Annotated in this window: 15 protein-coding genes; all 15 read right to left on the minus strand. The window is 26.9% G+C overall.

The genetic code is table 11. The annotated features are described in order from the left end of the window. Window positions 1-28 precede the first annotated feature (28 nt). The 15 genes from JNUCC81_RS17140 to clpP all read right to left on the minus strand — a co-directional run bounded on the left by JNUCC81_RS17140 (window position 29) and on the right by clpP (window position 15,476). The gene (locus tag JNUCC81_RS17140; RefSeq protein ID WP_208333283.1) at window positions 29-406 is read right to left on the minus strand and encodes a hypothetical protein; all 378 of its coding nucleotides are present in this window, start codon (window positions 404-406) and stop codon (window positions 29-31) included. 250 nt (window positions 407-656) lie between these two features. After that, the gene (locus tag JNUCC81_RS17145; RefSeq protein ID WP_454096418.1) at window positions 657-1,709 is read right to left on the minus strand and encodes an SEC-C metal-binding domain-containing protein; all 1,053 of its coding nucleotides are present in this window, start codon (window positions 1,707-1,709) and stop codon (window positions 657-659) included. A gap of 253 nt (window positions 1,710-1,962) precedes the next feature. After that, the gene (locus JNUCC81_RS17150) at window positions 1,963-2,403 is read right to left on the minus strand and encodes a hypothetical protein (RefSeq protein WP_454094570.1); all 441 of its coding nucleotides are present in this window, start codon (window positions 2,401-2,403) and stop codon (window positions 1,963-1,965) included. 7 nt (window positions 2,404-2,410) lie between these two features. Then, entirely contained in the window at window positions 2,411-2,839 is a 429-nt protein-coding gene (locus JNUCC81_RS17155) for a hypothetical protein (RefSeq protein ID WP_454094571.1), read from the minus strand. A 1-nt stretch (window position 2,840) separates the two neighbouring features. After that, window positions 2,841-3,707, minus strand: coding sequence for a pilus assembly protein PilM (locus JNUCC81_RS17160; RefSeq protein WP_454094572.1), 867 nt, complete (start codon window positions 3,705-3,707; stop codon window positions 2,841-2,843). A 35-nt stretch (window positions 3,708-3,742) separates the two neighbouring features. Continuing rightward, window positions 3,743-4,120: a type II secretion system protein gene (locus tag JNUCC81_RS17165; protein ID WP_454094573.1), complete on the minus strand. Its 378-nt coding sequence runs from the start codon at window positions 4,118-4,120 to the stop codon at window positions 3,743-3,745. A gap of 15 nt (window positions 4,121-4,135) precedes the next feature. Next, window positions 4,136-5,308, minus strand: coding sequence for a type II secretion system F family protein (locus tag JNUCC81_RS17170; protein WP_454094574.1), 1,173 nt, complete (start codon window positions 5,306-5,308; stop codon window positions 4,136-4,138). Between the two features lie 22 nt (window positions 5,309-5,330). Then, complete coding sequence (locus tag JNUCC81_RS17175; RefSeq protein WP_454094575.1) at window positions 5,331-6,572, minus strand: GspE/PulE family protein; 1,242 nt, start codon at window positions 6,570-6,572, stop codon at window positions 5,331-5,333. Window positions 6,573-6,705: 133 nt separating this feature from the next. Then, window positions 6,706-7,386, minus strand: a complete 681-nt coding sequence (locus JNUCC81_RS17180; protein WP_454094576.1) for a DUF881 domain-containing protein — start codon at window positions 7,384-7,386, stop codon at window positions 6,706-6,708. 140 nt (window positions 7,387-7,526) lie between these two features. Next, window positions 7,527-8,600 carry a PRK06851 family protein gene (locus tag JNUCC81_RS17185; protein ID WP_454094577.1) on the minus strand — a complete coding sequence of 358 codons (1,074 nt, stop codon included), beginning with the start codon at window positions 8,598-8,600 and terminating at the stop codon, window positions 7,527-7,529. A gap of 166 nt (window positions 8,601-8,766) precedes the next feature. Further along, window positions 8,767-10,122 carry an APC family permease gene (locus JNUCC81_RS17190; protein WP_454094578.1) on the minus strand — a complete coding sequence of 452 codons (1,356 nt, stop codon included), beginning with the start codon at window positions 10,120-10,122 and terminating at the stop codon, window positions 8,767-8,769. 194 nt (window positions 10,123-10,316) lie between these two features. Further along, a complete protein-coding gene (gene yihA, locus JNUCC81_RS17195; protein WP_208333273.1) occupies window positions 10,317-10,928 on the minus strand; it encodes a ribosome biogenesis GTP-binding protein YihA/YsxC in 612 nt (203 codons plus the stop codon). Further along, complete coding sequence (gene lon, locus JNUCC81_RS17200) at window positions 10,918-13,275, minus strand: endopeptidase La (protein WP_454094579.1); 2,358 nt, start codon at window positions 13,273-13,275, stop codon at window positions 10,918-10,920. Before lon ends, yihA begins: the two co-directional genes overlap by 11 nt. A gap of 348 nt (window positions 13,276-13,623) precedes the next feature. Beyond that, on the minus strand, window positions 13,624-14,871 hold the full coding sequence (gene clpX / locus JNUCC81_RS17205) for an ATP-dependent Clp protease ATP-binding subunit ClpX (RefSeq protein WP_454094580.1): 1,248 nt from the start codon (window positions 14,869-14,871) through the stop codon (window positions 13,624-13,626). A 14-nt stretch (window positions 14,872-14,885) separates the two neighbouring features. Then, complete coding sequence (clpP, locus tag JNUCC81_RS17210; protein ID WP_454094581.1) at window positions 14,886-15,476, minus strand: ATP-dependent Clp endopeptidase proteolytic subunit ClpP; 591 nt, start codon at window positions 15,474-15,476, stop codon at window positions 14,886-14,888. Between the last annotated feature and the right edge of the window lie 58 nt (window positions 15,477-15,534).

Raw genomic sequence — 15,534 nt, forward strand, 5'->3', positions numbered from 1 at the left:
TAATATAAACTCTTAGAATTAATTATATCTAGTCTTTTTTAGTTATAAGACCTCTTATTACCTTTAGATTGTTAAATACTTTTTCTAAGAAATTTTCTGCTTCTTCATTATCTAAAAGTGCTATTTCTAATTGCTCATCTTCTGGTATATTGTTAGATTTACAATATTGTTTAGCTATCTCTATTAATTCATTTTTTTCATCTATAGATAAATTAAATTCTTTATAATCTATTATTATGTATTGTTTAGTGTATTGAGATGTTTCTTGATTATATCCTATTTCTATATGATATATAACCGCATATAAGTTACTTGGGTTTTCTTCTCCCTTGTACACTGGTACCGCTGGGTTAGATTTTATAAAATTTGTTGATACCGCTACTCTACTTCCTAAGCTAAGACTCATAAGTATACCTCTTTCTGTATATATTATATATCTACTATTTTATACATTATTCTTATATATTAAAACCTTTTTTTCTAATTTATATAAAATTTAATTTTATTATATTTGAAATTTATAATTTTAGGCAAAAATTTAGGAATTATATAAAATATAATTCCTAAATTAATATATACATATTTAAGCTCTTAATTTACAATTCTTAATATAATCACTATAATAAAATATTTTTATATTTTATTTAGTGATTATATTAAGATATTTTAAGATCTTTGTATCTTTTTCCTAGTGTACTTGGGCTTATTTCATATTTTTTAGATATTTGAGCTTGAGTTATATTTTGTCCATTAACTTTATTTATATGGTACTCAACCGCTGCAGCCCATCCATTTTCAGAACCTTTTACATCTCCATTAGCTTTTTTGAATTCATTCCAGAATTCTATACAAGCATCTACATTCTCTTGTTCTGCATTTCTTCTAAGAACGCTACATACTTTGCAATCGTCTTCAACTGATACTGCTACTTCTTCAGATATCTTGTTCATTCTCTCTTCTTTTTGCTTTCTTAAATACTCCGCAACATTTGGGTCTAATAATTGTTGCATATATTTGTATAATATATGAGTATGATGAATTAAGAATGTTTTAATATCTTTGTATAAATCTTCATATTGTTTGAATAAATACATTATATCATTTGAAATAACGTCTTTAACTGCCTCTGATATGCTTATAGTAACGTCTATTAATATAGATGTATCATCAATAGTAACTATTCTCGCTATCATGCAACTTCCAACTTTAAAGTCTTTTAATAAGTTTACATCTTCTGTGTAAACTTCATTATCAGTTAAGCAGTCTTTTAATAATATCTTTCCATCTAATACTTCTTTAACTTCATATATACTTACATATGATTCAAATAAGCTTCTTAATATTTCTACTTCATGTGTATTTAATTTATCTCTGTTATCTTCATAGAATGCAACAGTCATAACTTTTTTACTTTCCATTATGTGGTCTTGCACAAAGTATGTATTGAAAAACCTTTCAAATTTCTCATTAATTGATTCATCTTCAACTATATAAAACATTTCTTTAGCTTTTTCATATTCTTCTTTAAACTTATCTTGTCTTGAGTATTCATATATTTTTGTATATAGCTCTGAATATTGTTTTTGTGAAAGCACAACTTTTCTTCCTGCTCTCTCTAATACAACATCTTTATTTAAACAACATTTTTTATATTTCATGCCACTTCCACAAGGGCATAGCTCATTTCTCCCTAACAATGTGACTTTCACTCCTTTATCTTTTAAATTAAAGTACAATTTGTTATTATACCATTTTTTTGTTAATCATTCTATAATTTATGATATTATTTTATTATTTTTATGTATACTGTTAAGTTTTGGTATAATATTTAATCGTATTATATATAAACCTTCTATGTATTTAATGTCTATTCCTCCGTCTTTTTATCACTAATTTAATACTTATTTCGCTATCTAATCTTACTAATTACCATAAGTATATTAGTTATTCCATACTATTTGATTATCCGACTTTAAATAACATTGTACAGTCTATATTATTTTCTTCATCATTCACATTGTTTTTTATTATTTTTATATCTTTTAACTTATCTTTAAAACCTAATATTTCTATTTTACCTTCAATCTTAAGTAGATTTTCTAATCTTCCACTTACATTTATCTCTATATTATCTTCTTCAATATTATCTTCATTCCAACTACTTATTTTATTTATAGAGTTAATAGTTAAAAATTCATTTAATTCTTTTTCAATTTTTAATATTATATCTTCTTCGTTTATTTTATAGCTCGTCTCAATATTTTCTGATTCTATTATTTCATTTTTATTATCATCTAAACTTGCTGTTTTATTATTCGTTTGTGTTATAGTAACTTTATTTATAGCAATCCCAAATAAAAGACTTATCAGTATAAATGATAATAATTTCTCTCTTTTATTCATAAACCTATCACCCAATTTTACATCTTATCTTAAAATTATAATAATCATTTTCTTTTATTACACTTTCTATAGAGTAGTCTTTTATAATATCTATATCTTTAATACTTTCTAAAGCTCTTAAGTTATTACACTTACCTTTAATTTCAATATTATTTTCAATTGCTACTAATTCATCTACATTACTATATCCAATAATAGAGTATATCCTTTTTATTTTACTAAAATTTAAGTTATTATACTCCTTAGCAGTCTCTTCATTATTATTTACTTGTATCTTTGATACATTATTTTCTAAATCTTTTATATCTAAAAAGTTCAGAAAAAGTTTAATGATTATTAAACATATTATAAATAAAGCTAATAATTTATATGTATTATATGTTCTATCTTGTGTTGAATAATTATCTAAAAAATTTACTAATTTATATCTTTTCAATTTAAATTATCATCCCTATGCTATTTATGTATTTTATACTTTCTTCTTTTATTTCATTTTTATCTTTTATTATTTTTATATTATTTTTTAGCTCAAGACACTGTAAATTAAAATCTTCTTTTAAATATTCATAGATAAATGGGTCTTTGTATCCATAATAGTATACATTGGTATGTTTTTTAATTGAGCTATATATAGATTCATATGATTGGATAGTTCTTGATAATATATGAGACTCATATATCTGCTTATCTTTTACTATATTGATAATAAACTTTCTTTCCTTACACTCTATAAAGGTTCCATATGTTTCAAAATTATCTATTAGATTTAAACTTATAAACTTTTGTAAAATATCAAAGTTTATGTTTATTTCTTTAGGTTTTAAATTTAATATTTTAGAAACATTTTTTAATATTTTAATAAAATATATTGGAAATAGTATAACCTGTACTTTTATAGTTTCTTTATTTGAGTCTATTATTTTATATTTTATTAAGTACTTATTTATGTCAATAGGTATATGCTGTGTAATTTCAAACTCTATCAACTTAATTATATCTTTCTTTTTTTTTATATTTAATATATCAATATTTCTGGTAATTATATCTTCATTTTGAATATTAAAATTTACATTTTTATAAGACTTTTTAAGCTTCCCTAGTTCATACTTAATATACTGTGCTATTTTATTTGAATAATCATTTATATTAACTTCATCTCTTCTTTCTAACTTAAAATCTAAATCTTTATGTATAGATTCACATATGAAAACTTTATTTTTAAATTTTTTTAATGTGGTTATATTTATATAGTCTTCATTTAATTCTATATTTAGTAATTTTTTTATAATATCCCTCCTAAGCATGAATTGTTTATAAAGTATTTATATCTTCTTGCTGACTATTTACTATCTGAATTAATATCTTCCCTTGGATAAAACGTTGTCCCATCTGCTTCTATAGTTATATCCCCTTTGCCATTAACTGTTATATCGAATTCACCTGTAGTACTTTGAGGTTTCGGTATTGAAGTTATATATCCATTACTCTTTAATACATTTAAAATATCTTCATTATTTCCTTCATTTATAACCCTATCATTAATTCCTAAATTTATTGCAGTTGCTATATTTGATGCAGCTATATAATCAGCATTTTCTTTAGCCCTTTCTTGTACTCCACCGAATTTCATAAATGCTATACTTGATAAAACTCCTAATATAGTTACAACTAAAACCATTTCTACTAAAGTAAATCCTTTTTTCTTTTTTAATTTCATTTTTTCTCCTTTACATTATATTGACGTTATTGCATCAAACATAGGTAGTACCATAGATATAATAAAGATACCTACTACAATCCCAATTATAACCGTTATGACAGGTTCTATAATCTTTACAAATTGTTGTATTTTAGTTTCTAAATCATTTTCATAAAATTCATTTATAGCCTTTAAACTATTATCTAATCTACCACTTTCTTCACCAATATTTATCATTGATATAAACAGTTGAGGGAATATATTCGGTTTACTAAGAGAGTTAGAAATACTATCTCCTCTTTGTATATATTCTCTACTTATTGCTAATCTTTCATAAATAAACTCATTATCAATCACTTGAGAAGATATATTTATAGCATCAATAATTTGTATTCCGCCTTCTATTAAGATACTAAAACTTCTACAAAATTTGCTAGTTATTACTAATCTACTTATATCCTTTATTATTGGAATTTTAAATGTCACTGAGTTTTTAAATTTACTACTCTTTATGTAACTATTAATCATAAATAAACTAATAGCAAATACAATTAGTATAAGTATATGATTTCCTCTTATCAATCTAGATATATTTATTAAGATTTTAGTCAATATAGGAGGATTTATACCATTATTTTGGAAAATAATTTCAAAATTTGGTACTATAAAAAATAATATAAATAGCATAGATGCTATAGATAAAATTATTAGTATTACTGGATATATTAAAATAAGCATTATTTTAGATTTTAATTTATGCTCTTTATCATAATAATCAGATAAGTCATTCATAACTTTATCTAAATTTCCACTTATTTCGCCTGCCTTTATCATACTTATAAAAAAATTTGAAAATGAGTTAGTTTCTTGAAATGATTCTGTTATAGAATTTCCCTTTTGAATATGATTTGTCACCTTATTGAATATTGTTTTAATTTTTTTATTTGATTGAGATTTTAAAATATCAAATATTTTAGTAATTTCACAGCCTGATTCTAGTAATATACTCATTTCTTTACATAGAATTTTAATTTCTCTGTCTTTTAATTTCTTATTTCTACAATTAGATTTTATCTCTTTTATACTTACTATTTTTAATTCATTTAAATGTGCATAACTATTTATTTGACTTTCAGACTCAAACTCTAGCTTGATAGATTTTCTATTTTTTTGTTTATCATAAACTATACATTTATATAAATTCATCAATTAACTCCTTATAGATTAATTACATAGTATTTACCATTATGCATTCTTCTAGAGTTGTTAACCTTTCTTCAATTAATTTTTTAGAGCTATCTTCAAATGTTATCATTCCATTTTCTATAGCTACTTTTCTTATAGTACTTGCATCATTCATATTTTTTATACACTTTTTAATATTTTCGTTTATCTCTAAAATCTCATAAATAGCTGTTCTTCCTCTATACCCTGTATATCCACACTCACTACACCCTTTTGATACTTTTGTACTTATCTCTTCGTCTTGATTATGTACTATTGATATATCATGGCTACATTTTGTACACACTTTTCTTACTAATTTTTGAGAAATAACGCCTATTAATGATGCATTTATTAAGTACGCTGGTATTTGCATTTCTATTAATCTAGATATAGAAGATACTGCATCTTTAGTATGCATAGTACTAACCACCAAGTGTCCAGTAGTAGCTGCTCTTATGGCTATTTTAGCGGTTTCTATATCTCTAATTTCACCTACCATAATAATATCTGGATCTTGCCTTAATATAGACCTTAATCCTATATCAAAACTTAAACCTAACTTACTATTAACCTGTATTTGATTTATTCCGTCCATTTTATATTCTACAGGGTCTTCTATAGTCATAATATTTTTACTTATATTTCTTAAATCATTTAACAACGAGTATACTGTAGTCGTTTTCCCGCTACCTGTAGAACCTGTTATTAATAATATCCCGGATGTTTTATTTATTATATTATGTATCCTTTTTATAGCCATATCAGAAAAACCTAGTTCTTTCTTATCTTTCAAAAAAGATTTTCTGTTAAGTATTCTTAGAACTATTTTTTCACCATATACAGTTGGTATGGAAGATACTCTTATATCTACAACTTCATTATTTATATTCACATCTACTCTTCCATCTTGAGGTAATCTTTTTTCTGTAATATTCATAGATGCTGAAAGTTTTATAACAGATATTAATGATTGATAAATATCAATGGAATAGCGCTCAACTTCCTTTAAATATCCATCTACACGCATCCTTATCACTAAAAATTCGCTAAATGGTTCTATGTGGATATCACTGGCTTTTTCATCTATAGATATTTCTAAAATTTTATTGAATAAATCTCTTGCAAAGTCTTCATTTAAATTGACATTATTCTTATAATGCACTCTTATCTTTTTATTTATAGTATCTTTATCTTTTTTCTCAAATATTATATTCATTCCTGTGGCTAATTTTAAATCTTGCAAAGCATACATGTTTTCATTTTCAATACCTACAACTAAGTTATTATCATTAATCTCAATTGGGAATACATTATATTTAACTGCTAACTTTTCTGGGATTAATGTTTCTAGTAAACTACTAGTGCTTAAAATAGCTTTACTTCCCTTCTATGTACCTTAATTTATTAGGAATATTCATTTTTTCCATAGATATATTTTTTTCAATTTTCTTTTCAATTTTTAAAGGATAACTATTTTTTATACTCTTTATATACTGGCTATCTTTATCAATATATTTTTCTAGCTTTTCAGTGTCTCCTATAACTTTAAATTCATAAGGTGGAGCTATTGGAACAGAGTTTATATTTATATGACTTCCAGCTAAAACTATCTCTGAATATTGATTTATTCTTTGGTCATTTATGGATATAAATTCTCCTCCATTTATCTTTATTTCATTGATTAAGTTTATTAAAATTTTATTATAGTCAACAAAGTTTGCTATATTTCCAGTATCTTCATTCAAAGCATCTATTTTTATGATTATTCCTTCATTTTCTAAACTTGTATATGACAGCATATACTTAATATTTTCTATCTCTTTTATTTTTTCTTTATCTTCATATTTAACCTTTAAATCTTCTATTTCTTTCTCTAATTCTTCTTTTGACTTATTTAGTTTTTTTATATTCTTATTAACTTGTCTTACTTCTTTTTTTACTAAAGTATCTTTAGGCATGTAAACACCATTTTTATAGTTATGTTCCTTTAATCCTGATCCTATAAATAAACCTAATACAGTACTAGTTAATATTATCAACACATAATTTTTTTTCATACCAACTTACTCCTATAAATGATTTTTAATCACTTTATTAATTTCATTATACTTATTTTAATATTCTTTCAAGTAAATATCTATATAAATTCTATCTATATGTAAAAAGAATGAGGTTTTTAATCCTCATTCTTTTATATTTAATCTTCGTATTTTAATATTCTTTCAATAAGTTCGCATTTTAATTCTTCTATTTCGTCAAATTTCATATTTGGTACATAGTGAGCCTCTATTACATCATGTTTAGATTTAGCTTTTTTAAGGTTTGAAATAGCATAATTTACTAATTCATCAAATATTTTTTTATCAAATTCTATTTCTTCTTTATATCTTTCTAATTTTTCTTTGTTTATACAACTATCTAAATCAATCTTATTTTGACCTTCAAATAAATTACTAGATGTTATTCCAATACCTAAATCTTTTATTAATATTGTTTCTAATTTTTCTTTTATTAATGGATAATGATACACTTCTACATTCAATCCAAGTTCCACAGCTTTAGTGTATACCTTTTGTAAGAATATAGTTTTACCAGTTCCTATTTCACCTTTTAGATAGTATACCTTACTAGCCTCGCTTAATATACTATCTGTATAATCTAAATGGCCTACAGGAGTTATCGCTGTTCCAAATAAATGTCTTTCTTTTTTATAATTCCCACTACATTTAACATCTTTAAATAAATCATTTATAAATTCTGATGTTAACGAATTTACCTTTCCGTAATCCATAGAATCTTTATATTTTTCTTCTATATCATAGTATATTGGTTCAGCAGCTTTTAAGAATTTATATGCTCTTCTAAATGAACTACTAATATCCTTTCCGCATTCTACTATTTCTACTTTATTTTTTTCTAGCCCTTCTAAGTTCCAATATTGTCCTAGGTTAACTATCTCATCTATAGCACCTGGATCTTTAGGGTCTACGATATGAGGTGCTGTTCCATCTAATAATACTACACCTAATTTCTTTATCACTACCCCATCTAAAGAGCTAGGATCTGATGGGCAATGATGTAACTCTACATCATATCCTTTTTCTATAAATTCTTTTGCTATTTTTTTCATAAGCGATGATTTACCTACTCCTGGTCCACCTTTTAAGCAAAATATTCTATTAACATTTTCCGGTATCATATAATTAAAAAAGTTGTATGATCCATTTGCTGTGTTACCACCTGGAAATAATTTTCTAGTTTTACCTTCCATATAAATTCCTCCCTATGATTAATCGTCTCCATACTAAAATATTAGTTATGCTTCAAATTTGTTACTATCAATTTTATTTTGCTTATATTTTTAATTTTAATTCTATTATTTTATATTTTTATTCAAAAATAAAAAAGACTACCCTATAAGTAGTCTTTTTTGTATATTATGCAATTGTTTCTCTTCTTGATTTAGAGTTCTTTTTCTTCATATATTCGTAAACTGGTAAACCAATAATCGTTATAATAAGACCTGATATAGCATTTTTTGGTTGAGTCATAATAGTACTTATTACTACAAATATTCCACCTATTGTTGCTATCATAGGTATTATTGGATATAAAGGAACCTTATATGGTCTTTTCATGTTTGGTTTAGTCTTTCTAAGCTTCATAACCCCTACAAATAACATTGTATAGAATATCCATATAGTAAATATTGCTAAATCAGATAGTAAATTAAACTGACCTGTTAAAGAATATAGTATAGCTAGTCCTGCTATTAACCACGTTCCATTTAAAGGTACACCATTGTTATTTAATCTAGAAAATACATTAGATAATGGTATTTTCTTTTCATATCCCATCATATATGGTATTCTTCCGCCTGTTAATATAAATCCATTAAGTGTTCCGAATACTGATATTAATACCCCTACACTAATTATCTTAGCTCCTGAAGCCCCAAATAACTTTTGAGCAACTAATGTCGCTGGAGCTGCTCCTACTGGTGCCATTTGAGATGCTGGTATTACAAATAGATATGCTACGTTTATCATTAAATAAACTGCCATAACTACAGATATACCACCAACTATGGCCATCGGTAAATGTTTAGATGGATTTTTCATTTCTCCAGCTAATGCTCCTACATATATCCACCCATCATATGCAAATAATGTTGCTATAAGCACCTGAGAAATGGCACTTACTACATTTACACCTTCGCCTACAAACGGTGTTATTATTTGAGATGATGAATCCCCTTTTGTAAAACCAAATATAATTATAATTGCTAATGGTAATAATTTACATACCGTCGATATAGTTTGTATACTTCCACCAAATTTTGCTCCTAATGAGTTAAGAGCTGCTATAAATACTATAACGCTTACCGCTATAACAATAACATATTCACTATTTAATCCCATCATACTTACTGCTTCTTGGGCAAATATAATTCCTAACGCAGCTGCTATTGCTGGTATAAATAATATAGTTTGCATCCATCCTGTTAAAAATCCGATTCTTTCTCCATATATTTCTTCTAAGTAAACCATTAATCCACCTGGTTTTATTATACTTGATGATACTTCTGCTGCAGTTAATCCTGCTGCAATCGTCACAAGCCCTCCTATTAGCCATGCTGATAATCCTAGCCCAGGCCCTCCATTTGTAGCAGAATAAATAGCTTGAGGCTTAAAAAATACCCCTGAACCTATTAACATCCCTACCACTGTTGATAAAGCCGCACTAAATCCGATTGTCTTCCTCAGCTTTTGCTGATTAGCATTTTGACTCATAGTTTGCACCTCCTTTTGAAATTCATTTTCGTACTTTTATTTACTATTTTTACATATTGTACTATTTAATACTAAAAATTGCAATATTATTTCTAAATTTTGTTTAAATTTTCAAAATATTTTAATATATTTATTTTATTACCAAATTATATCTTAATAGATAAAAAAAGAGTAGATATATCTACCCTTTTTTATTAATCTACAGTTATTTCATAACCATTTTGATTATATTGATTTATTATTTCATTCCATATTTCTTCTACACCAGTTTTCTTAAGAGAAGAAATCGGAAGTACTTTTTCATTAGGATCCATTTGTAATTTTTTTCTAATTATACTTATATGTTTTTGATATTGACCTCTAGATATTTTATCTGCTTTAGTTGCTATAACTACACAATTATATCCAAAGTGCTTTATCCATTCATACATCATAACATCATCTTTAGTTGGCTCATGTCTTATATCTACAAGTAAGAATATTGCACAAAGTTCATCTCTTTCTTGTAAATATCTTTCCATTATTGCTCCCCATTTTTCTTTCTCAGATTTAGCTATCTTAGCATATCCATAACCCGGAAGATCCACAAAGAAAAATTCATTATTTATAAGATAAAAATTTATAGTCCTCGTTTTACCTGGAGTCTGACTAGTTCTTGCAAAATTTCTTCTATTTAGTAATGTATTTACTGTTGATGATTTTCCAACATTAGATCTACCTACTAAAGCTATTTCTGGTATACCTTCATCTGGGTACTGAGATTTATTTACAGCACTCATAGTTATTTCTGCATTTCTAATTTTCATTACTTTCACCATTCCTTAATAATGCATGTTCTAATACTTCATCCATATGTTCAACAAGCACAAATTCCATTTTTTCTTTCACATTGCTAGGAATTTCATCTAAATCTGCTTCGCAATCTTTAGGTAATAACACTTTAGTTATTCCTGCTCTGTGTGCTGCTAATAGCTTTTCTTTTACTCCACCTACGGCTAATACTTTACCTCTAAGAGTTATTTCACCTGTCATAGCAACATTATTTAAAACAGGTATATTAGAAAGAGCTGATATAACAGCAACAGCCATAGTTATTCCTGCTGATGGACCATCTTTTGGTACTGCTCCTTCTGGTATATGAATGTGCATGTCCTTATTTTGGTAAAATTCTGGGTCTACATTATATCTTTCTGCTATAGATCTTGTATATGATATAGCTGTTCTAGCAGATTCTTTCATAACATCCCCAAGCTTTCCTGTTAAAACAATTTGTCCTTTTCCTTTTAGCGCATTGACTTCTACTGTAAGAGTTTCACCACCTACAGCTGTCCATGCAAGACCTGTAACTGTTCCTACTTCTGGTTTTGATCCCGCCATTTGATGTCTATATTTATCTTTTCCAAGATACTCTTCTAAGTTTGAACTATTAATAACTACTTCTTCAATAGATGAGTCTTCTACATATTTTTTAGCTATTTTTCTGCATAACTTTCCTAATGTTCTCTCTAAACTTCTTACTCCAGCTTCTCTAGTATAAGAGTTTATTATTTCTTTCATAATTTCATCATCTATTTTTATTAATCCATCTTTTAATGCATTTTCTTTCATTTGCTTTGGAAGTAAGTACTTCTTAGCAATATTTAGCTTTTCTTCATCTATATATCCTGATACTTGGATTATTTCCATTCTATCTAATAAAGGTCTTGGTATTGTACTTAAGCTATTTGCTGTAGTTACAAATAATACTTTTGATAAATCAAATGGTAGTTCTAAGTAGTGATCTACAAAATCTTTATTCTGTTCTGGATCTAATACCTCTAACATTGCAGCAGAAGGGTCACCCTTATAATCAGCTGCCATTTTATCTATCTCATCTAATAACATTATAGGGTTTTTAGTTTTAGCTTCTTTCATAGCATTTACTATTCTACCTGGTATAGCTCCTACATAAGTTCTTCTATGCCCTCTTATCTCAGCTTCATCTCTAACTCCACCTAAAGATATTCTTACAAATTTTCTGCCTAAAGAATTTGCTATAGATTTTGCTATAGATGTTTTACCTACTCCTGGAGGTCCAACTAAACATATTATTGGCCCTTTTAGTGATTTAGATAATTTTCTTACAGCTAGGTACTCTAATATTCTTTCCTTAACTTCTTCTAATCCATAATGTTCATTATCTAATATTTCTTTTGAAGCTACTATATCTAATTTGTCTCTAGTTTCATTATTCCATGGTAGCGAAAATACTGTATCTAAGTATCCTCTAAGAACAGATACATCTGGAGACATTGGAGATAATTTAGAGAATTTAGTAATTTCTTTTTCTATTTTCTCCTTCGTTTGCTTAGGTGCTTTTATTTTCTTAAGCATAGCTCTGTATTCATCCGCTTCAGAATTTATATCTTCTTCTTCACCTAACTCTTTTTGAATTGCTCTTAGTTGTTCTCTAAGATAATATTCTTTTTGAACTTTATTCATTTGTTTCTTTACTTTTAGAGTTATCTTTTTTTCTATTTTTAGAATTTCTATTTCTTCTAATAATATCTTATATATTAATTCTAATCTTTCTTTTAAGTCAAAAGTTTCTAATACTTCTTGTTTTTGATCAGACTTTAAATAAATATTTGAAGCTACAGTATCTATAAATCTATCTACATTTTCTGTTTCTGATAAAGATATAAGTATTTCAGGAGAAACCCTGTTTCCTATATTTATGTATTCCTCAAAAGCATCAAATACATTTCTTACAAATGCTTCTACCTCTACATCCTCTTGTGCATGTTCTTCATCAAATACTACTTCATCTACTTTAGCTTTAAAGTATCCATCTTCAAATTTTATTTCTTTTGCACTACCCCTAGAGATACCTTCTACTAATACACGCACTGTATCTCCTGGTAATTTTATCATTTGCTTTACTTTACATATCGTTCCTATATGATAAAAATCTTCTTCTGTTGGTTCATCTACCTCTGCTTTTTTCTGAGAAGTTAAGAAGACTAACTCTTCTTTTAACATTGCTTCATCTAAAGCTTTAAGTGATAAATCTCTACCTACATCAAAATTTAATATCATGTATGGGAATATCGCTAATCCTCTAAGCGGAATTAACGGTAATTCATGTTCTAATTTAGCATAATTCTGTTCCAATAATATCACTCCTTAAAGTGCTAGATTTTACCGCTTTATATATTATATATTTACAATACTTGATTTTCAACATTAATGCAAATTTCTTAGCATATTTTGTTCTTATTTTATTATTATATAATATGATTAGTAATATACTTGTTTATCTACTTTATAATTATATAATATTCATTATACCTTAAGATTTAGTTTTAAATCAAAATTCGAGTTGCTCATATCGCCAACATTATTATATTTATTTTCGCTTTATATGTATTTACTCATTAAATATTTTTAAATTTAAAAAAGAAGTCAAATTGACTTCTATGTTTTTAAATATAAAAGGAGCTTTTAAAGCTCCTTTTTTTATTATGCACTTTCTTCTTCATCTTTAAGTACTATAATTGGTTGTTCACCATCATCTACAGCTTCTTTAGTTACTATAACTTTTTTAATATCATCTCTAGAAGGAACTTCAAACATACTTTCCATCATAGTATTTTCTACTATGCTTCTAAGTCCTCTTGCTCCTGTATTTCTATCTATGGCTTTTTTAGCTATAGCACGAAGAGCCTCTTCTTCAAACTCTAGAGTAACATCATCTAATTCTAGTAATTTTTTATATTGTTTGATTATGGCATTTTTAGGCTCTTGTAATATTCTCATTAAAGCATCTTCATCTAATAATTCTAAAGTTGCTACAACTGGAATTCTTCCTATAAACTCTGGTATTATACCAAATTTTAGTAAGTCTTCTGGTAAAACTTGAGCATATATTTTACCTAAATCAATTTCTTTTTTACTTTCTATTTTAGCTCCAAATCCAAGTGTTTTTTCTCCACCACGTTTTTGGATTATTTTTTCTATTCCATCGAAAGCTCCACCTAGTATAAATAATACATTAGTAGTATCTATTTTTAAGAATTCTTGGTGAGGATGTTTTCTACCACCTTGTGGTGGAACATTAGCAACTGTACCTTCTAATATTTTTAAAAGAGCCTGTTGCACCCCTTCACCACTAACATCTCTAGTTATAGATGGGTTTTCTGATTTTCTAGCAATTTTATCGATTTCATCTATATAGATTATACCTCTTTCAGCTTTTTCTATATCAAAATCAGCAGCTTGGATAAGTTTTAAAAGAATATTTTCAACGTCTTCACCAACATATCCTGCCTCTGTTAAAGATGTAGCATCTGCCATTGCGAAAGGTACATTAAGGGTTTTTGCTAAAGTTTGAGCTAATAAAGTTTTCCCTGAACCTGTTGGTCCAAGTAAAAGTATATTACTCTTTTGTATTTCTATATCTTTTGATGTTGATTTCTTACTATAGATTCTTTTGTAATGGTTATATACAGCTACTGATAAAGCTTTTTTAGCTTTTTCTTGACCTATTACATAATCATTTAATATTTCCATCATTTCCTTAGGCTTTGGTAATGATGTTGTATCCTCTTCTACAGCTTCTTCTATTTCTTCTTGAATGATTTCATCACAAAGTTCCACACATTCATCACATATATAAACATTTGGACCTGCAATTAATCTTCTTACTTGCTCTTGATTTTTACCGCAGAATGAACATTTTAACTGTCTTTTTTCTTCGTATTTTGACATATTAACACCTCTTCCTATCCACGGTCTTTTTGTGTGATTACTTCATCAATTAAACCATATTCTTTAGCTTCATGCGCACTCATAAAGTTATCACGATCAGTATCTTTTTGGATATTTTCTATTGGCTGACCGCTTCTTTCTGCTAGTATTTTATTTAATTTTTCTTTAGTTTTTAGCAGCCATTTAGCATGTATCTCTACATCTGTTGCTTGACCTTTTGCTCCACCTAAAGGTTGATGTATCATTATTTCACTGTTAGGTAATGCAAATCTCTTTCCTTTTGCCCCTGCTGTTAGTAGAAATGCTCCCATTGAAGCAGCTAATCCTATACATATAGTACTTACATCAGGTTTGATGTATTGCATAGTATCATAAATAGCCATTCCTGCAGTTACGCTACCACCTGGTGAGTTTATATATAAATGTATATCCTTATCTGGGTCTTCAGCTTCTAAAAATAACAACTGAGCTACTACAAGCCCTGCTGTAACATCATTTACTTCATCTCCTAGAAATATGATTCTATCTTTTAATAGTCTAGAATATATATCGTAAGACCTTTCTCCTCTTCCTGTTTGCTCTACAACTGTAGGTACTAATGCCATATATCATACCCCCTCTATATCTTTCTATTTCTATATATAATTTACAGTAGCCAAATTA

The sequence above is a fragment of the Faecalimicrobium sp. JNUCC 81 genome, assembly GCF_053667625.1.

Coding starts and splice junctions, on each gene's coding strand:
- JNUCC81_RS17160 (WP_454094572.1), bottom strand. CDS start 3,707: ATGCTTAGGAGGGATATTATAAAAAAATTACTAAATATAGAATTAAAT.
- JNUCC81_RS17165 (WP_454094573.1), bottom strand. CDS start 4,120: ATGAAATTAAAAAAGAAAAAAGGATTTACTTTAGTAGAAATGGTTTTA.
- JNUCC81_RS17185 (WP_454094577.1), bottom strand. CDS start 8,600: ATGGAAGGTAAAACTAGAAAATTATTTCCAGGTGGTAACACAGCAAAT.
- JNUCC81_RS17180 (WP_454094576.1), bottom strand. CDS start 7,386: ATGAAAAAAAATTATGTGTTGATAATATTAACTAGTACTGTATTAGGT.
- JNUCC81_RS17170 (WP_454094574.1), bottom strand. CDS start 5,308: ATGAATTTATATAAATGTATAGTTTATGATAAACAAAAAAATAGAAAA.
- clpP (WP_454094581.1), bottom strand. CDS start 15,476: ATGGCATTAGTACCTACAGTTGTAGAGCAAACAGGAAGAGGAGAAAGG.
- JNUCC81_RS17150 (WP_454094570.1), bottom strand. CDS start 2,403: ATGAATAAAAGAGAGAAATTATTATCATTTATACTGATAAGTCTTTTA.
- yihA (WP_208333273.1), bottom strand. CDS start 10,928: ATGAAAATTAGAAATGCAGAAATAACTATGAGTGCTGTAAATAAATCT.
- JNUCC81_RS17140 (WP_208333283.1), bottom strand. CDS start 406: ATGAGTCTTAGCTTAGGAAGTAGAGTAGCGGTATCAACAAATTTTATA.
- clpX (WP_454094580.1), bottom strand. CDS start 14,871: ATGTCAAAATACGAAGAAAAAAGACAGTTAAAATGTTCATTCTGCGGT.
- JNUCC81_RS17190 (WP_454094578.1), bottom strand. CDS start 10,122: ATGAGTCAAAATGCTAATCAGCAAAAGCTGAGGAAGACAATCGGATTT.